General features: G+C 61.4%; 21 protein-coding genes and 1 pseudogene. 7 read left to right on the top strand and 15 right to left on the bottom strand.

Annotated elements, in window-relative coordinates; all coding sequences use genetic code 11:
* Nucleotides 1-26 precede the first annotated feature (26 nt).
* On the top strand, nt 27-650 hold the full coding sequence (locus tag AC3IT6_RS23390; RefSeq protein ID WP_489353117.1) for a flavin reductase family protein: 624 nt from the start codon (nt 27-29) through the stop codon (nt 648-650).
* Between the two features lie 3 nt (nt 651-653).
* Here the strand turns inward: AC3IT6_RS23390 and AC3IT6_RS23395 are convergent, their stop codons facing one another.
* The gene (locus AC3IT6_RS23395) at nt 654-884 is read right to left on the bottom strand and encodes a hypothetical protein (protein ID WP_108215055.1); all 231 of its coding nucleotides are present in this window, start codon (nt 882-884) and stop codon (nt 654-656) included.
* A 41-nt stretch (nt 885-925) separates the two neighbouring features.
* Nucleotides 926-1,279 (bottom strand): putative quinol monooxygenase, encoded by a 354-nt coding sequence (locus AC3IT6_RS23400; protein ID WP_489353120.1) that lies wholly within the window; start codon nt 1,277-1,279, stop codon nt 926-928.
* A 339-nt stretch (nt 1,280-1,618) separates the two neighbouring features.
* Between AC3IT6_RS23400 and AC3IT6_RS23405 the strand changes: the two genes are divergently transcribed.
* Nucleotides 1,619-2,548 carry an AraC family transcriptional regulator gene (locus AC3IT6_RS23405; RefSeq protein WP_489353122.1) on the top strand — a complete coding sequence of 310 codons (930 nt, stop codon included), beginning with the start codon at nt 1,619-1,621 and terminating at the stop codon, nt 2,546-2,548.
* 131 nt (nt 2,549-2,679) lie between these two features.
* On the opposite strand, the gene AC3IT6_RS23410 is transcribed toward AC3IT6_RS23405, so the two are convergent.
* From AC3IT6_RS23410 to AC3IT6_RS23435, 6 genes are all read right to left on the bottom strand, one after another.
* Nucleotides 2,680-3,735 (bottom strand): ABC transporter ATP-binding protein, encoded by a 1,056-nt coding sequence (locus AC3IT6_RS23410; RefSeq protein ID WP_150757246.1) that lies wholly within the window; start codon nt 3,733-3,735, stop codon nt 2,680-2,682.
* 18 nt (nt 3,736-3,753) lie between these two features.
* Complete coding sequence (locus tag AC3IT6_RS23415; RefSeq protein WP_223541148.1) at nt 3,754-4,599, bottom strand: ABC transporter permease; 846 nt, start codon at nt 4,597-4,599, stop codon at nt 3,754-3,756.
* On the bottom strand, nt 4,596-5,504 hold the full coding sequence (locus AC3IT6_RS23420) for an ABC transporter permease (RefSeq protein WP_489353125.1): 909 nt from the start codon (nt 5,502-5,504) through the stop codon (nt 4,596-4,598). The genes AC3IT6_RS23415 and AC3IT6_RS23420 overlap by 4 nt, the downstream gene beginning before the upstream one ends.
* 195 nt (nt 5,505-5,699) lie before the next feature.
* A complete protein-coding gene (locus AC3IT6_RS23425) occupies nt 5,700-6,803 on the bottom strand; it encodes an extracellular solute-binding protein (protein WP_095057092.1) in 1,104 nt (367 codons plus the stop codon).
* A 217-nt stretch (nt 6,804-7,020) separates the two neighbouring features.
* Nucleotides 7,021-8,469, bottom strand: a complete 1,449-nt coding sequence (locus AC3IT6_RS23430; RefSeq protein ID WP_489353127.1) for an aldehyde dehydrogenase family protein — start codon at nt 8,467-8,469, stop codon at nt 7,021-7,023.
* Nucleotides 8,466-10,103 (bottom strand): 5-guanidino-2-oxopentanoate decarboxylase, encoded by a 1,638-nt coding sequence (locus tag AC3IT6_RS23435; protein WP_489353129.1) that lies wholly within the window; start codon nt 10,101-10,103, stop codon nt 8,466-8,468. Before AC3IT6_RS23435 ends, AC3IT6_RS23430 begins: the two co-directional genes overlap by 4 nt.
* Nucleotides 10,104-10,331: 228 nt before the next feature.
* Between AC3IT6_RS23435 and AC3IT6_RS23440 the strand changes: the two genes are divergently transcribed.
* Nucleotides 10,332-11,213 (top strand): LysR substrate-binding domain-containing protein, encoded by an 882-nt coding sequence (locus AC3IT6_RS23440; protein WP_489353131.1) that lies wholly within the window; start codon nt 10,332-10,334, stop codon nt 11,211-11,213.
* A 115-nt stretch (nt 11,214-11,328) separates the two neighbouring features.
* Here the strand turns inward: AC3IT6_RS23440 and AC3IT6_RS23445 are convergent, their stop codons facing one another.
* Together AC3IT6_RS23445 and AC3IT6_RS23450 are read right to left on the bottom strand one after the other, a co-directional pair.
* Nucleotides 11,329-11,943 carry an NAD(P)-dependent oxidoreductase gene (locus AC3IT6_RS23445; RefSeq protein ID WP_489353133.1) on the bottom strand — a complete coding sequence of 205 codons (615 nt, stop codon included), beginning with the start codon at nt 11,941-11,943 and terminating at the stop codon, nt 11,329-11,331.
* Between the two features lie 46 nt (nt 11,944-11,989).
* A complete protein-coding gene (locus AC3IT6_RS23450; RefSeq protein ID WP_489353135.1) occupies nt 11,990-12,868 on the bottom strand; it encodes an MBL fold metallo-hydrolase in 879 nt (292 codons plus the stop codon).
* Nucleotides 12,869-13,084: 216 nt separating this feature from the next.
* On the opposite strand from AC3IT6_RS23450, the gene AC3IT6_RS23455 reads away from it, so the two are divergent.
* Nucleotides 13,085-13,990 carry a LysR family transcriptional regulator gene (locus AC3IT6_RS23455; RefSeq protein ID WP_489353137.1) on the top strand — a complete coding sequence of 302 codons (906 nt, stop codon included), beginning with the start codon at nt 13,085-13,087 and terminating at the stop codon, nt 13,988-13,990.
* Between the two features lie 223 nt (nt 13,991-14,213).
* A complete protein-coding gene (locus AC3IT6_RS23460; protein WP_191624890.1) occupies nt 14,214-14,390 on the top strand; it encodes a hypothetical protein in 177 nt (58 codons plus the stop codon).
* A 9-nt stretch (nt 14,391-14,399) separates the two neighbouring features.
* On the opposite strand, the gene AC3IT6_RS23465 is transcribed toward AC3IT6_RS23460, so the two are convergent.
* Complete coding sequence (locus AC3IT6_RS23465; protein ID WP_103396368.1) at nt 14,400-15,296, bottom strand: helix-turn-helix domain-containing protein; 897 nt, start codon at nt 15,294-15,296, stop codon at nt 14,400-14,402.
* Between the two features lie 190 nt (nt 15,297-15,486).
* On the opposite strand from AC3IT6_RS23465, the gene pobA reads away from it, so the two are divergent.
* Together pobA and AC3IT6_RS23475 are read left to right on the top strand one after the other, a co-directional pair.
* On the top strand, nt 15,487-16,671 hold the full coding sequence (pobA, locus tag AC3IT6_RS23470) for a 4-hydroxybenzoate 3-monooxygenase (RefSeq protein WP_489356657.1): 1,185 nt from the start codon (nt 15,487-15,489) through the stop codon (nt 16,669-16,671).
* Nucleotides 16,672-16,749: 78 nt separating this feature from the next.
* The gene (locus AC3IT6_RS23475; protein ID WP_489353140.1) at nt 16,750-18,267 is read left to right on the top strand and encodes an MDR family MFS transporter; all 1,518 of its coding nucleotides are present in this window, start codon (nt 16,750-16,752) and stop codon (nt 18,265-18,267) included.
* Nucleotides 18,268-18,390: 123 nt separating this feature from the next.
* Here the strand turns inward: AC3IT6_RS23475 and AC3IT6_RS23480 are convergent.
* The 4 genes and pseudogenes from AC3IT6_RS23480 to AC3IT6_RS23495 all read right to left on the bottom strand — a co-directional run.
* Nucleotides 18,391-18,765, bottom strand: a pseudogene (locus AC3IT6_RS23480) (cache domain-containing protein); the annotation flags it as partial.
* 107 nt (nt 18,766-18,872) lie between these two features.
* Nucleotides 18,873-19,745, bottom strand: coding sequence for an ATPase (locus AC3IT6_RS23485; protein ID WP_489353142.1), 873 nt, complete (start codon nt 19,743-19,745; stop codon nt 18,873-18,875).
* A 117-nt stretch (nt 19,746-19,862) separates the two neighbouring features.
* Entirely contained in the window at nt 19,863-20,855 is a 993-nt protein-coding gene (locus tag AC3IT6_RS23490; RefSeq protein WP_489353144.1) for an NAD-dependent epimerase/dehydratase family protein, read from the bottom strand.
* A 54-nt stretch (nt 20,856-20,909) separates the two neighbouring features.
* Nucleotides 20,910-21,803: a LysR family transcriptional regulator ArgP gene (locus AC3IT6_RS23495; RefSeq protein WP_489353146.1), complete on the bottom strand. Its 894-nt coding sequence runs from the start codon at nt 21,801-21,803 to the stop codon at nt 20,910-20,912.
* Between the last annotated feature and the right edge of the window lie 12 nt (nt 21,804-21,815).

A 21,815-nucleotide genomic window follows, 5' to 3' on the forward strand; every position in this document is an offset into this window, starting at 1 on the left:
GTCTCCCGAAAGCTCTGGAAATCCCCATGCCCAACGACATCCACTTCTACGAACCCGCCAACGGCCACGGCCTGCCCCACGATCCGTTCAACGCCATCGTCGGCCCGCGCCCCATCGGCTGGATTTCTTCACAGGATGCCGAGGGCCGCTTGAACCTGGCGCCCTACAGCTTCTTCAACGCCTTCAACTACATCCCGCCGATCATTGGTTTTTCCAGCGTCGGGCGCAAAGACAGCCTGAACAACATCGAACAGACCGGCGAGTTCGCCTGGAACCTGGCCACGCGGCCGCTGGCCGAGCAGATGAACCAGAGCTGCGCCATGGTCGGGCCTGAGGTCAACGAGTTCGAACTGGCCGGGCTGACGACCGCAGCATCGAAGGTCATTCAGGTGCCACGGGTGGCCGAGAGCCCGGTGTCCTTCGAGTGCAAGGTCACGCAGATCATCCAGTTGCAACGGGCGGACGGCAATGTGGTGCCGAGCTGGCTGATCCTCGGCGAAGTGGTCGCCGTGCATATCGCCAAATGGCTGTTGAAGGATGGGGTATACGACACCGCCGCGGCAGAACCGATTCTGCGCGGCGGCGGGCCGGCGGATTATTTCCAGCTGGGGCCTGAGGCCTTGTTCAAGATGTACCGCCCGGGGCGGTGAGAATCACCAGAGCAGGTCGGTGTTTTCCTTGACGTCCTTGAGGTGGGTCAGCTCCTTGGCGGCCGCATCATCGGCCTCGTGAGCGGTCTTGAAGATCTGGCCTTCCAGCACTTTGTGAAAACGCGGGGCGCCGGCACCACCCAGCGCTTTGACGGCGATAGCGGCGTGATAACCACCCTCGCCCGGTACTACAGCGGAAACAGCTTCGAAGTGATCAAAGGCTTTACGTGCCATGTCGCGCATCCTGGCTGGTTGAGAATGCCGTCATTAAACCCTCAACCGGCCAGTTTGTGTACCGCCACTGCGGACTGACCCAGGGCCTGCGCCACCGAGACATCCTTGAAGGTGTGGAAATCCAGGCTGTTGACCACCAGCTCCTGCACCAGCTCGGCAAAAATCTCCATCGCCGGCGTGCTGAAGTACGCGGTCATGGCCTGTTGATCGCTCCAGAAACCGGACACCAGCCACAGTTCCGGGTCGCACTGCGAATGCTGCAAGGCAAAGCTCAGGCAACCTGGCGCTGCGCGGGACGGTTCGATCAGGGCGCTGAGGCGCACACCGAGTTCCGCCGAACGCCCGGCGCGCGCTCGAACGAAGGCCATATGACTGACGGGGATCTGCGTGGACATGTTCAACCCTCCCGGGGAGTCGCGTGGCAGCCGGGGGACGGGCTGCGACAGGATCAAAGGTTAAGGGCCGCGACGCCTGTCTCGTTAGTCGATTCCTGCCGGCGCGTTGCACAATCCTGCGAAACTGCATTGCCAGCCTGTAACAAGCTGTAAAACCCTGTCACGGTTCTGCCATACGAGTTTCAAGCAAGTTCTTGCGGCACAAGGCTCTAGTGGCTACACCGCCGGTCGCCACCAGGCAGAATCAGGCAAGCATCCGGCAGGATGTGTCTACCGCTGCCACTTGCACAAACTTATGCTCTGCACCACTCCCTCCATGCCTTGCCGAGGATGCCTCGCATGTCGTCGCTCGATCACTTTCAAGCCCCGCTGGACACCGACATGGAAAAGCAGCGCGCGGAACTGGCGGCGATCATTCGCCGCAACACCGCCGAAGATGGCAGTTATGCCACGGCCATCGGCTCGCTGTTCATGTCCCGCCACAGCCAGTCCCACGAGTTCGCCCCGGTGCTCGCGCAACCGGCGCTGTGCATCATGGCCCAGGGGCGCAAGGACGTTCAGCTGGCCAACGAATACTTCAACTACGACCCGTTGAACTACCTGGTGGTCTCGGTCTCGATGCCACTGAGCGGGCGCGTGGTGAATGTCTCGGCCGAGGAACCGATCCTGGCCTTGCGCCTGGACATCGACCCGACAGAAATCACCGCACTGATCGCCGACGCTGGCCCCCTCGGCGTGCCCACCCGGCCGACCGGGCGCGGGCTGTATGTCGAAAAAATCGACAGCGCGATGCTCGACGCCGTGCTGCGTCTGGCACGGTTGCTGGACACGCCCAAAGACATCGCCATGCTGGCGCCGCTGATTCGCCGAGAGATCCTCTATCGCCTGTTGCGCAGCAAACAGGGGCATCGGCTGTACGAAATCGCCATTGCCAACAGCCAGAGCCATCGCATCAGCCAGGCGATCAAATGGCTCAATGGCAATTTTGAACAGCCGTTGCGCATTGATGATCTGGCCAAGGAAGTGAACCTGAGCGTGTCGACGCTGCATCACCGCTTCAAGGCGATGACGGCGATGAGTCCGTTGCAGTATCAGAAGCAGTTGCGCCTGCAGGAAGCACGGCGGCTGATGCTGGCCGAAGGGCTGGAGGCTTCGGCGGCGGGGTATCGGGTCGGGTATGAAAGCCCTTCGCAGTTCAGCCGGGAGTACAGCCGGTTGTTCGGGGCTCCGCCGTTGCGGGATCTGGCGCGGTTGCGCTTGACGGTTTGATCCGGATCCAGTGGTGTGGCTACTGACGCCTTCGCGGGCAAGCCCGCTCCCACAGGTTTTGTGAACGCCACATACCCTGTGGGAGCGGGCTTGCCCGCGAAGAGGCCAGCAAGACCAAAATCAAATTTGGATCAGGCCCCAAGTACCCGACAAGCCTCCACCGGCAAGGTCACCGAAACCGGGTGACCAACGCTCAGGCCAAAGCCCTGGCAAGGCGTGCTCAGCGCGGTAAACGACACCCCGGAACACTCCACCGTAGTCTCGATGGTCGCCCCGATATCCCGCACGAACGTCACCTTGCCCAGCAAGCGGTTGCCCGCGGTCGCCTGGGGTGCGGACAGTTGCAGGTCTTCCGGGCGAATCAGCATCTTCACCTTTTCCCCGGCCACAATGCTGCTGCAGATCGGCACTTGCAGCGCATCGCCGCCCGGCAAGCTGACCTTGCCGTTACCCAGCACCGTGGCCGGAAAGATGTTGCCCGAGCCGATGAAGTCCGCGACGAATTCGTTGGCCGGGTGCCGGTAGATCTCGATCGGCGTGCCCACCTGCTGCACTTTGTGCTCACCCAATACGACCACGATATCGGCCATGGTCATGGCTTCGCGCTGGTCGTGGGTCACCATGATGGTGGTGATGTTCAGGCGCTGTTGCAGTTGACGGATTTCCACCTGCATCGACTCGCGCAGTTTGGCGTCCAGTGCCGACAGCGGTTCATCGAGCAGGAGGATTTTCGGGTGCGAGGCAATCGCCCGGGCAATCGCCACGCGCTGGCGTTGGCCGCCGGACAGCTTGGCCACCGGACGATTGATCATCGCTTGCAGCTGGATCAGCTCCAGCAACTCCACCACCCGCGCCTGCTGGTCAGCCTTGCTGACCCCACGCAGTTTCAGCGGATAGGCGATGTTCTCCCCGACCGTCATGTGCGGGAACAGCGCCAGGGACTGGAACACCATGCCGAAGTTGCGCAGGTGCGCCGGGGTGTTGCCGATGTCTTCGCCATCCAGGCGGATCTCGCCGCCGGTCAGGGTTTCAAGGCCGGCGATCATGCGCAGCAAGGTGGTCTTGCCGCAGCCCGAAGGGCCGAGGAAACACACCAGTTTGCCCTCGGGCAAATGCAGGTTCACATCCGTTACCGCGCAGGCCGAGCCGTAATGTTTCTCGACGTTTTCCAGAATCAGACCAGACATGTGAATCACCTCAAGAAATCAGAACGAAACGCCACCTTCACCGACCAGCTTCTCCAGCGCCCAGATCAGGACGAAGTCGATCAGCACGATCAGCACGGCAAACGAAAATACGGTTGGGTCGAGCGAAGACACGGTGCGGCTGTACATCCAGATCGGCACGGTCATGACGTCGATGGTGTAGAGGAAATAGGTCACGGTGAATTCGTTGAACGAGACGATGAACGCCAGCAGCATGCCCGCCAGGATCCCCGACTTCATCAATGGCACCACCACATCGACAATCGCCCGCAGCGGCGAAGCACCGAGCATTTGCGCGGCCTCTTCGACTTCGCTGCCGATGGAGAGCATCGCCGCCGTGCAGTTCTTCACCACGAATGGCAACGCGAGGATCACGTGGGCAATCACCAGGCGCGAGGTGGTCATGTGGAACGGCAGGCTGTCGAACACCAGTAGCAGCGCCAGGCCCAACACCACCATCGGGAACACCAGCGGCAACGACATCAGTTGTAACGCCACGGCCTTGCCGCGGAACTCGCAACGGGTCAACGCGTAGGCTGCCGGCACCGCAATGATCGTGGCGAAAACCATGGTCAGGCACGACACCAGCAGGCTGGTGCTCATGGCTTGGCCGAGGCTCAGGACGTCGCTGGCGTCCGGCGACACGAAGGTGTGCCAGGCGGCCTTGTACCATTGCAGGCTGTAGCTGCTCGGCGGGAAGTCGAGGTTCGACGCCCCGCTGAACGACATCACGATCATGGTCAGGATCGGCAACACCGCCAACAGCAGGATGAAGCCCGAGAGGATGCCGGCAAACTTGCCGGTATCACCCGGCAACAACTGGCGCTTCTTGATCAGGGTACTCATTGCGAAGCCTCCAGCATGCGGCGACGGCGGCCAGTGATGTATTCGGACAGGGTCATGATCGCGAGGGTGGTGACGATCAGCACCACACCGGCAGCGGATGCGGCGGGCCAGTTCATCAGCGGAGCGATCTGGTCATGCACCATCACCGCCAGCATCGGCACGCGCCGGCCACCGAGCAGCAAGGGCACCACGAAACTGCTGGCGTTGTAGGCGAACACCAGGGTCGCACCGGTAATGATCCCCGGCAGACTCATCGGCAGCACCACTTGGCGGAATACCTGGAAGCGACTGGCGCCGAGGGTGGCGGCAGCTTCTTCGTAACAGCGGGCGACGCCGCGCATGGCGCTGGCAATCGGCAACACGGCCAGCGGGAAAGCGGTTTGCACCAGGCCCATCAACACGCCGTTCTGGTTGTACAGCAGCATGATCGGGCGCTTGATCAGGCCCAGGCCCATCAGTGCCTGGTTGAGCATGCCACCGGGGCCGAGGATCACCAGCCAGCCGTAGCTTTGCAGCAGCAGGTTGACCAGCAATGGCAGCAACACCGCCGCAAGGAAGATCCGGCGCACGAACGGCGAGGTCAGGCGCGACATGGTGTAGGCCACCGGGATCGCCAGAATCACTGCGATCACCGCGCTGATCAGCGCCAGGCGCAGGGTCAGCATCAGCGACTTGAGGTAATAGGGTTCCAGCAATTGGGCGTAACTGGCCAGGCTGAACCCGGACCATTCCGCGCCCTTGGTGCCCACGCTCATGCGCAGTACCAAGAGGCTCGCGGCGATCAAAACGCCGAGAAACAGCATCGACGGCGTGAGGAAAAGCCAGGCGCGCGCGGTCGGCGAAACACCCCGACTCGGGCGCGACTCAGCGGCGCTGACCGAATGGGTCAAAGGTTGGTGTTCCATAGCAAAGGGTCTCGTCAATGGAAAGCAGCTGACAGACACAAGACCTGACGACACCGAGGTCCAATGTGGGAGCGGGCTTGCTCGCGAAGAGGCCGTGTCAGCCGACATCAATGTTGAATGTCACACTGCATTCGCGAGCAAGCCCGCTCCCACATTTGATTTGTGGTGCTTTACGGGCTTGTGTACGTCACTCGATCAGGAAGAAAAGATTTCCGTGTAACGACGAATCCATTGGTCATGCACGCTGGCCAGGAAGGCGTTGTCGTGCATGATCGCCTTCTCGGCAATCTGCTCCGGCGTGAGGATGTACGGGCTCTTGCGCGCTTCGGCAGAGATGATCGCCTTGGCGTTGACCGGACCGTTGTAGATGTCTTCAGCCATCTTGCCCTGCACCAGCGGGTCCAGGGAGTGGTTGATGAAGGCGTAGGCCATGTCGGTATCGCCCGGACGATTCTTCGGCATTACCGACAGCATCAGGTCGGTGTAGAAACCTTCCTTCATGCCGAACGTGGCGCCAAGGCCGTAGGCCGGATCGCGGATCTGTTTCGGGAAGAAGGCCGGGGCGTACAGGCCGCCCATGTCCAGGGAACCGGTGCGGAACAGTTCGGCGATCTGGTTCGGGTTTTCACCCAGGGTCACCACACGATCTTTCAGCTCGGCGAGTTTCTTGAAGCCAGGCTCGATGTTGTGTTCGTCACCACCGGCCAGTTTGGCGGCGATGATGATCAGGTCCATGGCCTCGGTCCAGTTCGGCGGCGGCAGGAAGATGTTCGGCGCCGCGTCGGCATCCCACAGGGAGGCGTAGCTGGTCGGGGCTTCTTTCTGGGTGCGGGTGCTGTAGACCAGGCTGTTGCACCACAGCAGGTAACCGATGCCGTGGCCGTTGGCGCCGGTGCGGTATTTCTCCGGTACATCGACGAGGTTGGGAATGCGGTTGAGGTCGGGCTTTTCCAGCAGGTTGGCGGCGGCCAGACCTTCGGCACCGACGCCTGCCAGGGTGATGATGTCGTACTGCGGACGATCACCGCCGGCCTTGAGCTTGGCGACCATTTCCGAGGTACTGCCGGTGCGGTCGGCGATGACCTTGCAGCCGTACTTGTCTTCGAACGTCGCGGCGATGTTGCGCAGTGCAGCCAGGCCGGTGTCATCGGACCAGGTCAGCAAACGCAGGGTCTTGCCGGCAAAACGTGTGTCGCTGGCATTGGCCTTGATGAACGGCATGCTCATGGCTGCCGCTGCAACCGAGGCTACGCCCACGGTCTTGATAAATTGACGTCTGTTCAGATCATGCTCGCCCATTACGGACTCCCTTTGTTTTTGTAGGTATAAGGCAGGTCGAAACTGTTGCATCCGCGCGACCGGACCAGCGTTAGCCCTCGTATTTTCGGGGGCTTGGCTGAGCCAGCAGGTTCATCCTGAGGTCGTGTAAAACACCTGACTATCGATAAAAACTCATTGAAGCCATGACGCCAGCGCATGCCTCAACAGGAGGCATGCACTCACCTTTTTCGTGCCTTCAGACGGCCCGGATCACGTGTTTGATTTCCTGGAAAGCCTGCAAGCCCCACGGCCCCAATTCACGGCCGATGCTGCTCTGCTTGTAGCCGCCCCAGGCGGTCTGCGGGAAGATCACCTGCGGCGCGTTGATCCACACAAGCCCCGCCTGCAAGGCGTTGGCGACGCGGTCAGCGGTCTGTGCATTGCGCGTCACCACACTGGCGACCAGGCCAAACTGGCTGTCGTTGGCCAGGGCAATCGCCTCGGCTTCAGAGGCGAAACGGCGTACGCAGATCACCGGGCCAAAAATCTCTTCACACCACAGTGCACTGTCGAGGGGCACTTCGGTGAACACCGTCGGCTGCAAAAAATATCCGCGCGGCAGGTCGGCCGGGCGATTGCCACCGCAAACCAGCTTGGCGCCAGCGCTCAAACCGCGATCGATGTGACCGAGCACGCGCTGGTATTGCGCCTGATTGACCAGTGCGCCCATTTCCACGTTCGGGTCGAACGGGTCGGCCACGCGAATGGCTTCTGCACGAGCCTTCACTCGGCTCAGGAACTCATCGGCCAGTTCATCGGCGACCAGCACGCGGCTGGTGGCGGAGCACATCTGCCCGGCGTTGAAGAAACCACCGCCGCAGGCCACTTCCACCGCCAGGTCGAGATCGGCATCGGCCAGCACCAGCAGCGACGATTTGCCGCCCAGTTCCAGGCTCACGCCCTTGACGGTTTCCGCCGCCCGTTGCATGACCTGCACACCGACCGCATTGCTGCCGGTGAAGGAAATTTTCGCGATGCGCGAGTCAGCCGACAGGGGCGCGCCAACGGCCAGGCCGGTGCCGCACACCAGGTTGAACACGCCCGCAGGCAACCCGGCTTCAGCGATGATCGCCGCCAGTTCCAGCTCTGGCAGCGGCGTCACTTCCGAAGGTTTGAGCACCACGCAGCAACCGGCAGCCAGGGCCGGGGCGAGTTTCCACGCAGTGGTGACCATCGGGAAATTCCACGGCACGATCAGGCCGACCACACCGCACGGCTCGCGGCGCAAACGCGCGCTGAAGTCGTCGGTCGGCAGCTCTATCGCGCTGTCTTGTTTAGCGTCCAGGCCTTCGGCCAGACCGGCGTAATACTCGAACGTGGCGATCACGTCATCGACGTCGATCGCGGCTTCGAATTGCGGCTTGCCGTTGTTGCTCGACTGCAAGTGCATCAGTTTTTCGCGATTGGCCTGCACGCCCGCGGCGATTTTGCGCAGGATCGCGCCGCGCTGGGCGCCCGTGGTTTTCGACCAGTCGGCGAACGCCTGGGTCGCCGCGCTCACCGCTTGTTCAACCGCACGCTCGTCGCCGCCATTCACGGTAGTCAACAGGGCTTCAGTCGCCGGGTTGATCACGCGCAGGTGTTCGTTACCGGCCGACCATTGGCCATTGATGTACAGGCCATCCAGAGTCGTAGGGAAGGTCATTTCGACACCGCCTGCATCCACTGGGTCTGGTCGATTTCAATCAGGGTCGGACCCTGGCGATCGGTGGCCACACGCAATGCGCCACGCAGTTGCTCGACACTGCTGACCGCTTCGGCGGCGCAACCCAATGCCTTGGCCACACCGATGAAGTCCGGGGTGTAGATGTCCACGCCCACCGGCTCGATGGCGCGGTTGACCATGTATTTCTTGATCTCTTCGTAGCCCTGGTTATTCCACAGCAGCACGATCACCGGGGTGCGCGCTTCAACGGCGCTGGCCAGTTCCGGCAGGGTGAACTGCAGGCCACCGTCGCCGATCAGGCACACCACCGGAGGACGCGCGCCACCTTCGACGCGGCCACCCAGCCAGGCGCCAATCGCCGCCGGCAAGGCGTAGCCGAGGGTGCCGTAACCGGTGGACGAGTTGAACCAGCGACGCGGACGCTCCGGGTTGAACGTCAGGTTGCCGGTGTACACCGGTTGGGTCGAATCGCCGACGAATACGGCGTTCGGCAATTCCTGCAGCACGGTTTCAAGGAAGCGGGTCTGGGCCAGGGTCGGTGCATCCCAGGTCGCGGCCAGGTCTTCACGCAGACGGGCGGCACGCACCTGGCCCCAATCGTTGCTGCGCTCGGCCAGGGATTTGTGCGACAGGGCACTGAGCAAAGCCTGGGCGGCGTTGCGCGAATCGGCCACCAGCGCCACGTGCGGCGGGTAGTTGCGCACGGTCTGGTCCGGGTCGATATCGACGCGCAGCAACTTGCCAGGAATCTCGAAGCCACCGGCGAAGGTCACGTCGTAGTCGGTCTCGGCCAGTTCGGTACCGATGGCCAGGACCACGTCGGCCTCGGCGACCAGCGCACGGGTGGCGACCAGGCTTTGGGTCGAGCCGATCAGCAACGGGTGACCGGAGGCGAGCATGCCCTTGGCATTGATGGTCAGGGCGACCGGCGCGTCCAGCAGCTCGGCCAGCTCAGTCAGCTCGACGGCCGCGTCGATGGCGCCGCCACCGGCGAGAATCAGCGGACGCTTGGCGTCGGCCAGCAATTCGGTCATGCGCGAAACAGCGCTCGGCGAAGCACCGGCGCGATCGATGTTGACCGGCAGGCTGCTGAGCAGGTCATCGGCGTCTTCGACCAATACGTCCAATGGAATTTCGATGTGCACCGGACGCGGGCGGCCAGCCTGGAACAGGGCGAAGGCACGGGCCAACACGCCCGGCAGCTCGGACGCCGACATCAGGGTGTGGGAGAACGCCGCGACACCGGCGCACAGTGCGCCCTGGTTCGGCAGCTCATGCAGCTTGCCGCGACCGCCGCCCAACTGGCTGCGCGATTGCACGCTGGAGATCACCAGCATCGGGATCGAATCGGCATAGGCCTGGCCCATGGCGGTGGTGATGTTGGTCATGCCAGGGCCGGTGATGATGAAACACACACCCGGTTTGCCGCTGGTGCGGGCGTAGCCGTCGGCCATGAAGCCGGCGCCCTGTTCGTGGCGCGGCGTGACGTGGTTGATGCTCGAACGGGCCAGCCCGCGATACAGCTCCACGGTATGCACCCCCGGAATGCCGAACACCTGCTCGACCCCGTAGTTTTCGAGTAACTTGACCAATACTTCGCCGCACGTCGCCATGTCTTTGCCCTTTTTGTTCGTTTGAGACACAAGGGCCCTTGTGGGAGCGGGCTTGCTCGCGAAAGCGGTGTATCAACCGACATCAATGTTGAATGTAAGACCGCTTTCGCGAGCAAGCCCGCTCCCACAGGGTCCGTGGAATGGCCTCATTGGAACGGGCGACAGGTAGCCGCAACAATGGATAAAAAGTCATACTAGCCATGTCCTCACGTCATACCTTGGATCCCAATGAAACGACTGCCTCCCCTGCCGGCGCTGCACACCTTTCTGATTACCGCGCAGTGCTGCAATTTCACCCGGGCCGCCGAACAGCTGCACATCACCCAAGGCGCGGTGAGTCGGCAGATCGCCGGGCTGGAAGATCATTTGGGTTATGAACTGTTCATCCGCCTGGCCCGAGGCCTGGACCTGACAGCCGAGGGACGGGAATGGCTGCCACGGGTCCAGCAGATTTTCGGCCTGATCGACGAGGCCGTTGAACAGATCGGCGAGAAGCGCGAAACCCTGCAACTCAAGGCACCGACCTGCGTCATGCGCTGGTTGCTGCCGCGTCTGTTGCAATGGCAAAGGGAACGCCCGGACGTGCCGGTGGAACTGACCACCACGGTCAAGCACGGCGTGGATTTTCATCGCGAGCAATTCGATGCAGCGGTGATGTACGGCGCACCGCCGGACGACTCATTGATGTCGCAAAAACTCTTCGACGAACAACTCACGCCTGTGTGCTCCAGACCGATGCTCGAAGGCCCCATGCCCCTGCAGACACCGGCGGATCTGCAACAGCACCTGTTGCTGCACCCGACCCGCGACGAGCGGGACTGGAAGGCCTGGTTGAAAGCGGCGGATGTGCATCTGACCAATGTCGGCAAGGGCCAGCATTTCGAAACACTGGACCTGGCGATGTCGATGGCGTCCCAGGGAACGGGGGTGGCGATTGGCGACTGGTCACTGATCGGTGATGACCTGAACGCCGGGCGGCTGGTCATGCCATTCGAATTGAAGGTGACGACAGGACTGGCGTATTACCTGGTGCTCCCCGAAAAACCCGGGCCTTCGCCGAAGTTGCGTGAATTGATGGGCTGGTTGGTGGAGCAGGCGCAGAGCCGCTGAAAAGCTTCGCGAGCAAGCCCGCTCCCACAGTAGATCTCTCGTGAACACACTATTTGTGTACGACGGTGATCAAGTGTGGGAGCGGGCTTGCTCGCGAATGGTTTAAGCCACGCCATCAATACCCGACCGCAAAGCGCTGCCGCGAATGCTTCGGCGCTTCCACTTCGTCGAGCATTGCAATCGCGTAGTCGGCAAAGGTAATCCAGCTGCGCCCTGCGCTGCTCACCAGCAAATCATCCTGACCGAGGCGGAATGTCCCCGTGCGCTCGCCCTCGACAAATTCGGCCGATGGCGACAGGAAGGTCCAGTCCAGATCCCGCTCTTCACGCAAGTTGGCGAGGAATTCGGCACCGGCGCTGGCCTCTGCCTTGTAAGCCTCAGGGAAACCTTCGCTATCGATCACTCGAGTGCCATCGGGCAATAGCAGCGAACCCGCCCCGCCCACCACCAGTAGACGTTTGACCCCGGCTTTTTTCACCGGGCCAACGACTGCGCTGGCAGGCAGCGTGGCGAAATGCGCCGCGCTGATAACCACATCATGGCCCGCAATTGCAGCTTGCAACGCAGCGGCATCAAGGGCATCGACGGCCTTGCCGGCCACACCTTCACGCGGGCCTATTTTCGATGTGTCGCGGGCGATGGCGGTAACGCTGTGACCGCGGCGCAGGGCTTCTTCCAGCAGTTGGCTACCGGCACGACCAGTGGCACCGATGATTGCGATTTTGCTCATGACGTTCTCCAGTGGGTTGAGCTTCTTGGATTTCAGTTGAGGCGGGTTACCACTTCATCTCGCCCTTGGCGACCTTGGCGCTCAACTCCAGGGAGCTTTCATCACCCAGGGTCGGGAAGCGTTTTTTCATCGCCGCGATCAGCGCGGCAGAATCCTTGGCCTTGGCGGCTTCCTCGTCGAAGGCCTTGATGTAAGCGGCGGTGAACTGCACGGCGGCCAGGGAGCGATCGCTCTCGCCGAGGTAATGACCCGGCACCACGGTCTGCGGTTTCAGGGTTTCAATGGAATGCAGCGTAGCCAACCAATCGGCATGGGACTGTGGCGTTTGCGTGTCCGCCATCCACACGTGGATGTTTTGCGCCACCACGACACCACCGACGACCGCCTTGATCGACGGAATCCACACAAAGCTGCGATCCGGCTGCGGGCCCTCAAGACCAATCACCTGCAACTTCTGCCCTTCGAGGGTCAGGCTGTCGCCCTTGAGCACGTCCGGCACGATGGTTTTGGCCGGCACGTCGGTACCCATTTTCGGGCCCCAGAACGCCAGTTTGCCGTCGACGGTTCGCTTGATGTGGTCGACGGTCGGCTGCGAGGCGAGGACCTTGGCCTTGGGGAACGCAGCCGTCAGGGTATCGAGGCCGAAGTAGTAGTCCGGGTCACCGTGGCTGATGTAGATGGTGGTCAGTTGCTTGCCGCTGGCGCGGATTTTTTCCACCACCTGCTCGGCCTGGGACTTGCCGAATTGCGCATCCACCAGGATCGCTTCTTTCTCGCCACTGACCAGCACCGAGGTCACCGGGAAGATGGCTTTTTCGCCGGGGTTATAGACATCCAGCGTCAGGGGCGAGGCGGCTGCATGGGCGGCGAAACCGAAGGCCGCGCCTGCCAGCAAAATGCGCTTCAAAGTGGTGAAACCGATCATCTGTTGCTCCGTATTCCAATGGCTGTCGTGGTCCCTTGTAGGAGCGAGCTTGCTCGCGATGGTCGTAAACGATGACGCGTACTTGCCGGTAAAACGCGGCGCCTGGGGGTCCATCGCGAGCAAGCTCGCTCCTACAGAGGAACAGAGCTTAGTTGCCTGAGTCAGTACAAAAAATGCGATGCTTGAACATAGTTTGTTTCTGAAAGCGGGCAAATCATGGATCGTCTTCAAGCAATGCGTGTGTTCGTCACGGTGGTCGACCTCGGCAGCCAGTCGGCCGCTGCCGATCATCTGGAGCTGTCACGGCCGGTGGTGTCGCGGTATCTGGCGGAACTGGAGGACTGGATCGGCGCGCGCCTGATGCATCGCACCACGCGCAAGTTGAGCCTGACCGCCGCCGGCACCGAGATCCTGCCGCGCTGTCGGCAGATGCTCGATTTGTCCAGCGACATGCAGGCCGCCGTCAGCGAACCGGATGACGCGCCGCGCGGCCTGCTGCGGATCAGCGTCAGCACCTCCTTCGGCCAGGCGCAACTGGCCGATGCCATGGCTGCGTATGTCCGACGCTACCCCGGTGTCAGCATCGACATGCAGATGCTCGACCGCACCGTGAACCTGGTGGATGAGCGCATCGACCTGGCGATCCGCACCAGCAACGACCTGGACCCGAACCTGATCGCCCGCCGCCTGACGGTTTGCCGCTCGGTGATCTGCGCGTCCCCCGCTTACTTGCGCGAGCACCCGGCGCCGCAACGGGTCGAGGACCTGAGCCTGCACAATTGCCTGACCCACTCCTACTTCGGCAAAAGCCTGTGGCATTTCGAGCAGGACGGCGAGCAGGTTTCAGTACCGGTGCAGGGCAACATCAGCGCCAACGAGGCCAGTACGCTGCTGCGCGCAACGATCGCCGGCGCCGGGGTGGCCATGCTGCCCACGTACCAGGCCGGCGTGCACATCCACAGCGGCGAATTGATTCGCTTGCTGCCAACGGCCGAACCCCGGCAAATGAACGTGTATGCGGTGTATGCCTCGCGCAAGCACATGCCGGCTGCGCTGCGCAGCTTGCTGGATTTTCTGGTGCTTAGATTTCCGGAAGAGCCAGTGTGGGATATCGGTCTGTAACCGGATCAAAAATGTGGGAGCGGGCTTGCTCGCGAAGAGGTCGGTATATCCGACGTAGATTTTGCGCGTGAAATACCGCTTTCGCGAGCAAGCCCGCTCCCACAAGGGAGGCATCAATGTTCTGAATACCGCGTCAATTGCCGTACGTGCTTTGCTGGTAACTCACCCGCGCTGACCTATGCTCAAAGTAATACCGACAGGTATTCGTTCAGAGGTCAACGCCATGAACATCAGAACAAGAAGATACCTCGCGATTTTCATCACCTGTGCGGTCACACTCGGGCTGTATGGCGCTGCAGCCTGGCGCGTCGAGCAGTTGCGCAACCTGCCCCGTGAAGCCGCGAGCTGCAACTTCGAGCGCTGCATCCCCCACAACGCTACCTTCAACACCCTCCGGTAACGAAGGGCGTCAGGCTTCGTTGTCCTGATCGGCCTTCAAGCGGTCACGAAATGCCTTGGGCGAAATCCCCACTCGACGCCGGAACAGGCGCGTGAAGTTGGTCGGATCGGAAAACCCCAACACGTCGGACATTTCATAAATGGTCATGCTGGTGTAGGTCAGCAAACGCTTGGCCTCCAGCAATTGCCGTTCGTGCATGATCTGCAACGCCGGTTGCCCCGCCAATTCACGGCAGGTGCCGTTGAGGTGCGACACGGATATCCCCAGCCGGTGTGCCAGGTCCTCGACCTTGACGTGCTGGCGATAGGTCTCTTCCACCAACTGAATAAACCCGTTGAGGTATTCCCGGGCCCGCTGCGGTCGCGCCATGGCGGTGCGACGCTGGATCACCTGGCGGCTGACCCACACCACGATCACGCTGACCAGCGAATGCATGAGCATTTCCCGCGCCGGTTGATGGCTGGTGTATTCGTTCTGCAAGGCACTGAACAGGCTGTTGAGATACTCGGCGTCCTTGCCTGCCGGGTAGCTTTCGGACTGGGCCAGGGCATTGACCGAGTGCCCCAACTGCATCTGCAGGTGGGCAATCAGCGGCGCGGCCAGGGTCACGACAAACCCTTCCACGTCCTCGGAAAAGCGAAAACCGTGCACCGACAGCGGTGGCAGGATCTGGATCGCCGGCTCCACCAGTTGCGTTCGCTTGCCTTCGATTTCAAGCTCGGCCTGACCTTTGAATACGAAGAGCAACTGGCACAAATCAGCGTGGCGGTGCGGTTTGATTTCCCAATGATGTTCGCGACTGCGTTTGGAAATGGTTTCACAGTGCAGCAAGTCCGGGGTCGGCCAATCCAGGCTTTCACCGTAGAGCTTGAACACTGGAATCGAAGGCAGGTCAGGCTTGTTCATCACTTCAATCCAGGCCTCGGAGTAGATGGCGGGCGATAATCGCACCGATTGGCAGAATGTACAGCTATCGGCTCAGTTTTCACCTTCAATTGACAGACCCGCAAGGGAAAAATGCAAGCACTCGATCCATAAAAATCATTCACCGGCCCTGGTCGCGTGAAGCTTGCGAGTCATAAGAACAATGAAAACGCTGAAAACCCAAGTCGCCATCATTGGCGCCGGCCCTTCTGGCTTGTTGCTCGGCCAATTGCTGCACAATGCCGGAATCGACACCCTCATTCTCGAACGTCAGACCCCGGACTATGTACTCGGCCGAATCCGCGCCGGCGTGCTTGAACAAGGCATGGTAGAGCTGTTGCGTCAGGCTGGCGTGAGTCAGCGCATGGACGCCGAGGGACTGGTGCATGGCGGCTTCGAACTGGCCCTCGACGGACGCCAGGTACACATCGATCTGCACGCCCTGACGGGTGGCAAGACCGTGATGATCTACGGCCAGACCGAAGTCACACGCGACCTGATGGCCGCTCGTCGGGAGGCTGGCGCGCAGACGATTTATCAAGCCGACAACGTCGTTCCCCACGGCATGAAAACCGACGAAGCGTTTGTCACTTTTGAGAAGGACGGCGAGCTGTATCGTCTCGATTGCGACTACATCGCCGGTTGCGACGGCTTCCATGGGGTGGCGCGGCAATCGATTCCCGCCGACAGCCTGAAAGTCTTCGAACGGATCTATCCGTTCGGCTGGCTCGGGATCCTGGCCGATACCCCGCCGGTCCACGAAGAACTGGTCTACGCCCGCCATGAGCGCGGTTTCGCGCTGTGCAGCATGCGCTCACCGACACGCACCCGTTATTACCTGCAAGTGCCCACCAGCGATCATGTGGATAACTGGTCGGATCAACGCTTCTGGGACGAACTCAAGTCGCGACTGCCACAAGAGCTGGCGGACAAACTGGTAACGGGGCCGTCCATCGAAAAAAGCATCGCGCCACTGCGCAGCTTCGTGGTCGAACCCATGCAATACGGGCGCATGTTCCTGGTCGGCGATGCCGCGCACATCGTCCCGCCCACCGGCGCCAAGGGCCTGAACCTGGCGGCCAGTGACGTCAGTACGCTGTTCAACATCCTGGTCAAGGTTTACCGCGACGATCGCCTTGATCTGCTGGAGAAATACTCGGAAATCTGCCTGCGCCGGGTATGGAAAGCCGAGCGGTTTTCCTGGTGGATGACCTCAATGCTGCACCGTTTCGATGATCACGATGCGTTCAGCCAACGCATTGCCGAATCGGAGCTGGAGTATTTTGTCGGCTCCGAAGCGGGTCGAAAAACCATTGCAGAAAACTACGTCGGGCTTCCTTATGAGGCTATCGAATAGCTTCCTACCGACTTACACTGGCGAGCATCCCCGCTCGCCTTGCTACTTGCGGGTCAATCACCGCCCGCAGGTTTTCCCGTGACCAATCTCCACCAGCCTGAAACGCCCAAACCGGCCATTCGCAGCGTGCTGATCGCCCTGATGCTGGCGATCTTTCTCGGGGCGCTGGACCAGACCATCGTCGCCGTTTCGATGCCGGCCATTTCCGCGCAATTCAAGGACGTCAGCCTGCTGGCCTGGGTGATTTCCGGCTACATGGTGGCCATGACCGTGGCGGTGCCGATCTACGGCAAACTGGGCGACCTGTACGGGCGACGCAAGCTGATGCTGTTCGGCATGGGCCTGTTCACCCTGGCGTCGGTGTTCTGCGGTATGGCCCAAAGCATGGAGCAACTGGTGCTGGCGCGGATTCTCCAGGGCATCGGCGCCGGCGGAATGATCTCGGTGAGCCAGGCGATCATCGGTGACATCGTGCCGCCACGGGAGCGCGGTCGCTATCAGGGCTATTTCAGCAGCATGTACGCCGTGGCCAGCGTGGCCGGCCCGGTGCTCGGCGGCTACATGACCGAATACCTGTCCTGGCGCTGGGTGTTCCTGATCAACCTGCCGCTGGGCCTGGGTGCCTGGCTGGTGGCCCATCGCACGCTGGTGGGCCTGCCGATTCCGCAACGCAAACCGATCATCGATTACCTGGGCACCGTGCTGATGATCATCGGGCTCACGGCATTGTTGCTGGGCATCACCCAGGTCGGCCAGGGCCATTCGTGGCGCAGCGCCGAAGTGTTGGCGCTGCTGGCTAGTGCGGTGCTGGTGCTGGGGCTGTTTGTCGTTCACGAGCGGCGGGCACGGGAGCCGTTGTTGCCCATGCATCTGTTCGCCAACCGCAACGCGATCCTGTGCTGGTGCACGATTTTCTTCACCAGTTTCCAGGCCATCTCGCTGATCGTATTGATGCCGCTGCGCTTTCAGAGCGTCACCGGCGCCGGTGCCGACAGCGCCGCCCTGCATCTCCTGCCGCTGGCCATGGGTTTGCCGATCGGCGCGTATTTCGCCGGCCGCCGCACCTCGGTGACCGGGCGCTACAAACCGATGATCCTTGCCGGTGCAGCGCTGATGCCTGTCTCGATTATCGGCATGGCATTCAGCCCGCCGCAGGCGCTCGTCGTGAGCAGTCTGTTCATGCTGCTCTGCGGAATTGCCTCCGGCATGCAGTTCCCGACGTCATTGGTCGGCACGCAAAACTCGGTGGAGCAGCGAGACATCGGCGTGGCCACCAGCACTACCAATCTGTTCCGTTCGCTGGGTGGTGCCGTGGGTGTGGCGTTGATGTCGGCGCTGCTGTTGGCGTTATTGCAGGATTCGAGTTTCGCGCACCTGGCCGGTTCGTCGCTGATTGCCGAAGGCAGCTCGGGGAATGTGTTGCTGGACGGTTTGAACGCCGCACCGGGTGACGCGCAGAACGCCTTGCGTGGCGAGTTGTTGCTGACGTTCCGGCACTTGTTGACGGTCAGTGCGGTGGTGTCGTTGCTGGGGCTGGCGGCGGCGATTGCCATGCCGAACATGTTGTTGCGCGGGCGGGAGGACAAGGTTCGGTAGGTAGACCGCGTTGCCTGTATTCGCGAGCAAGCCCGCTCCCACATTAGACTGAGTTGTTCATGAGTACGCAGTCAACTGTGGGAGCGGGCTTGCTCGCGAAGACGGTTTAACAGTCACTACCATTCAAGGGCTGTAATACCCGACCGCCACCAGAAAATGCCCGACCTTTTTCAGGTAGGCATGTTTGTTCTCGACCTTGCCGGTCACCGGGTTTTTCCAGCGATATTCGTATTCGCTATCATCCTGCTGAGCCATCAACGCCAGAATCGGCTCGCCCACCGGCTTGCCTTCCGGGTCCAGGATCTTGCTGAAGTCGGTATTGATCAGCCGCAGGTTGGTGCCGTGGGCCACGTAACGCTGGGTGTCCAGGTCGACGACGAATACGTACAGGTCATCCTGCAGATAGCCGCCCTTGAGGGAATTGATCGCCGTCAGGGTGCCCTTTTCGTCCTTGGCCAGATCGGTTGCCGCTTTGTTCAGCAAGGCCATGGCCTGGGGGGATGTATGGGTATTCAGGAAAACGCAGCGTGAGGCTTTTGTGGCGAGGGGGCTTGTCGGATCACCACAGCAAGCTCCCTCGCCACAAATACTCACACTACTGACAATTACTGCCGGGCGCGCAGTTGCTGCTGAAGGTTCTGGATCTGCGCCTGAAGGGTATTGATGTTGCGGGTGACCTGACTGCGGAAGGCATCGAACTCGGCCGTATTGGTCGAACCCTGCGCGGCGGCCGGGCGATTGTCCTGTTCGCTTTTGAGCACAATCATGTCTTGCTCAAGACGTTCGATGGCAGCACTCGGGTTGCCTTGCTTTTTCAGCGAGACAATATCGGCGCCCAGGCTTTTCAGTTGGGCATCGAGTTTTTCGGCGTCCGACGGGGCACTTTTCAGGGCGGCCAATTCAGCGCTCAAGGCTTTGACCTGGGCCTGCAACTGCGTGTTGACCGTCTGATGTTCGGTGTCCTGGGCAGTCAACTGCACCAGACGCTTGTCCAGTTCGCTGGTTTGCGCGGTCATCTGTGCCAGCCGCTTGTCCAGGTCCGAGGCCTGGCCGGCAACACCTTGCTGCTGGGCACTCTGGTCCTGGAGCTTGCTTTCCAGCTGGCGGATTTGCAGTTTCAAGGCCTCGCTGTCAGTGGTGACGTTGGTCTGGCTGGCAACAACCTTTCCGGAAATATCCTGCAAGCGCCCTGCCGCTTCCTCACTGATTCGCGCGAAGCTTTCCTGGGTCGCCACCAGTTGCTGTTCCATCAGGGAAATCTGCTGGAAGCTCCACCAGGCCAGGCCCGCGAACGCAAAGATCAGCGCCCCGACCAACGCCCACAGGGGGCCGGTGCTAGCCGCCCTGACCTTCACCACTGGCGCCGTGCGCGAATGCACGACCGTGCGGGCAGTGGGCGGAAAATCGTCATCGAGAACGTCTGCACGCAAGCTCGGTACATCGTCGAAGTCGTCGTTGGCATCGTTACGCATGGACATTGAATAAACCTTAGTGAAACACATGATGGCTTTATGCCGCGCAGTATAAACCCCGCAGCCGTAACCATTGACCCTGAAGTCCCGTATCCGGTTCAGTAAGGGGTCGTTGTCCTGACATTATCGAATAGCCTGAGCCTTCCACCAGCCACAGAATTCATCGAGGGCCGTCCAGAGGCTGACCTTGGGATCGTAATCCAGATAATGCCGGGCGCGGCTGATGTCCAGGGTGAAATTTTTGTTCATGACCTGCATGCCCAGACGCGACAACGTCGGTTCGGGGCGCCCCGGCCACAACTTGCACACGCCCTCGTTGAGCGCGGCCACGCTGTAGGCCAGGCCGTAGGAACGGTAGCGGGTGACCTGTGGGACTTCCATGTTGCGCATGACGTAATTGACCACGTCCCACAGGGGAATCGGCGCGCCGTTGCTGATGTTGTAAGCCTTGCCCAGCGCAGAACCACTGGCCAGCAAACTGCTGAGCAACGCCTCGTTGAGGTTTTGCACGCTGGTGAAATCAACTTTGTTCAGACCGTTGCCGATGATTGCCAGGCGCCCCTTGCGCTGCATGTTCAACAGGCGCGGGAAGATGCTCATGTCGCCGGCCCCGGTGACGAAACGCGGGCGCAGGGCCAGGGTTTCGAGGCCGAACTCCTGGGCACCGAAGACTTTTTGTTCGGCCAGGTACTTGGTGGCGGCGTAAGGGTGTTTGAAGCGCTTGGGCACCTGTTCTTCGGTCAGGCCCAGATGATCGCGACCATCGAAGTAGATCGACGGCGACGACAAATGCACCAGCCGCCGAACCCGTTGCTTGAGGCAGGCTTCGACCACGTTCTCGGTGACCTGGACGTTGCCCTGATGGAAGTCCTGATAACGTCCCCACAAACCGACTGCCCCGGCGCAATGCACCACGGCCTCGACGTCCGAACACAGCTCGCGCGCCAGTTCCGGGTCGCTCAAGTCGCCCTGGATGAACTCGGCTCCGCGGCGTACCAGATGCTCCACACTCTCGGCCCGGCGACCATTGACCCGCACGTCCAGGCCCTGCTCCAGGGCAAAACGCGCAAAGCGCCCGCCGATGAAGCCGCTTGCGCCGGTAACCAGAATCTTCATGAATTGCTCCGAATATTTCGTTTTGCGTATTACGTGAGGTCTTGACGCTGCGCGTCAGTCCAAGGGCACCAGCCATTGCTTCGATGCGCGTACCAATTGATCGGTGAGTAAACCCAGCAACTGACCGCCATTTCGCCAATGATGCCAGTACAGCGGCACATCGATCGGCTTATCTGGCAGCAGTTCCTGCAATACGCCCCTTTCCAGTTGTTCGCGCACCTGCAGTTCCGGGACCAGCCCCCAGCCCAGCCCGGCTTCCGTCAGACGAATGAAACCTTCGGAGGACGGGCATAAATGGTGTTCGAAGCCGCCCTCGACGCCGAGGGACGCAAGGTAGCGATGCTGCAGGAAATCGTCCGGGCCAAACACCAGCGCCGGGGTTCGGGCCAACTGATCGGCACGTACGCCTTGCGGAAAATGCCGGGCAATGAAGGCGGGGCTGGCCAGCGCCCGGTAACGCATGGCGCCCAGCAATACGCTGCGCGCCCCCGCCACCGGCCGCTCGCTGGCGCAGACACAGGCCGCCACTTCACCGGCGCGCATGCGCTTGAGGCCGACGGTCTGGTCTTCGACCACCAGATCCATCAGCAGATGCTGTTCGGCGCAAAACGCCCCCACGGCCTGCGCCCACCAAGTGGCCAGGCTGTCGGCGTTCAGGGCGATCCGCAGGCGTTCCGGCAGGCCCTCTTCATCCAGCGCCGGCACCAGGCTTTGCAGATCCCGTTCAAGCAATCGCACCTGCTGCACGTGGTTGAGCAGCCGCCGACCGATTTCCGTCGGCGTTGGCGGCGTGGCCCGCACCAGCACCGGTTGGCCAACCCGCGCTTCCAGCAGCTTGATGCGCTGGGATATCGCCGATTGCGACAAGCCCAGCACCTGGGCCGCCCGTTCAAAACCGGCCTGTTCGACCACGGCGGCGAGGGCAGAAAGCAATTTATAGTCGAACATCAGTTTTCCTAA

The sequence above is a fragment of the Pseudomonas sp. KH_017 genome (assembly GCF_057840285.1).

Excerpts from the sequence above, each read along its gene's own strand:
- AC3IT6_RS23390 (WP_489353117.1), top strand. The coding sequence starts at position 27 with ATGCCCAACGACATCCACTTCTACGAACCCGCCAACGGCCACGGCCTG.
- AC3IT6_RS23395 (WP_108215055.1), bottom strand. The coding sequence starts at position 884 with ATGGCACGTAAAGCCTTTGATCACTTCGAAGCTGTTTCCGCTGTAGTA.
- AC3IT6_RS23400 (WP_489353120.1), bottom strand. The coding sequence starts at position 1,279 with ATGTCCACGCAGATCCCCGTCAGTCATATGGCCTTCGTTCGAGCGCGC.
- AC3IT6_RS23405 (WP_489353122.1), top strand. The coding sequence starts at position 1,619 with ATGTCGTCGCTCGATCACTTTCAAGCCCCGCTGGACACCGACATGGAA.
- AC3IT6_RS23410 (WP_150757246.1), bottom strand. The coding sequence starts at position 3,735 with ATGTCTGGTCTGATTCTGGAAAACGTCGAGAAACATTACGGCTCGGCC.
- AC3IT6_RS23415 (WP_223541148.1), bottom strand. The coding sequence starts at position 4,599 with ATGAGTACCCTGATCAAGAAGCGCCAGTTGTTGCCGGGTGATACCGGC.
- AC3IT6_RS23420 (WP_489353125.1), bottom strand. The coding sequence starts at position 5,504 with ATGGAACACCAACCTTTGACCCATTCGGTCAGCGCCGCTGAGTCGCGC.
- AC3IT6_RS23425 (WP_095057092.1), bottom strand. The coding sequence starts at position 6,803 with ATGGGCGAGCATGATCTGAACAGACGTCAATTTATCAAGACCGTGGGC.
- AC3IT6_RS23430 (WP_489353127.1), bottom strand. The coding sequence starts at position 8,469 with ATGACCTTCCCTACGACTCTGGATGGCCTGTACATCAATGGCCAATGG.
- AC3IT6_RS23435 (WP_489353129.1), bottom strand. The coding sequence starts at position 10,103 with ATGGCGACGTGCGGCGAAGTATTGGTCAAGTTACTCGAAAACTACGGG.
- AC3IT6_RS23440 (WP_489353131.1), top strand. The coding sequence starts at position 10,332 with ATGAAACGACTGCCTCCCCTGCCGGCGCTGCACACCTTTCTGATTACC.
- AC3IT6_RS23445 (WP_489353133.1), bottom strand. The coding sequence starts at position 11,943 with ATGAGCAAAATCGCAATCATCGGTGCCACTGGTCGTGCCGGTAGCCAA.
- AC3IT6_RS23450 (WP_489353135.1), bottom strand. The coding sequence starts at position 12,868 with ATGATCGGTTTCACCACTTTGAAGCGCATTTTGCTGGCAGGCGCGGCC.
- AC3IT6_RS23455 (WP_489353137.1), top strand. The coding sequence starts at position 13,085 with ATGGATCGTCTTCAAGCAATGCGTGTGTTCGTCACGGTGGTCGACCTC.
- AC3IT6_RS23460 (WP_191624890.1), top strand. The coding sequence starts at position 14,214 with ATGAACATCAGAACAAGAAGATACCTCGCGATTTTCATCACCTGTGCG.
- AC3IT6_RS23465 (WP_103396368.1), bottom strand. The coding sequence starts at position 15,296 with ATGAACAAGCCTGACCTGCCTTCGATTCCAGTGTTCAAGCTCTACGGT.
- AC3IT6_RS23485 (WP_489353142.1), bottom strand. The coding sequence starts at position 19,745 with ATGTCCATGCGTAACGATGCCAACGACGACTTCGACGATGTACCGAGC.
- AC3IT6_RS23490 (WP_489353144.1), bottom strand. The coding sequence starts at position 20,855 with ATGAAGATTCTGGTTACCGGCGCAAGCGGCTTCATCGGCGGGCGCTTT.
- AC3IT6_RS23495 (WP_489353146.1), bottom strand. The coding sequence starts at position 21,803 with ATGTTCGACTATAAATTGCTTTCTGCCCTCGCCGCCGTGGTCGAACAG.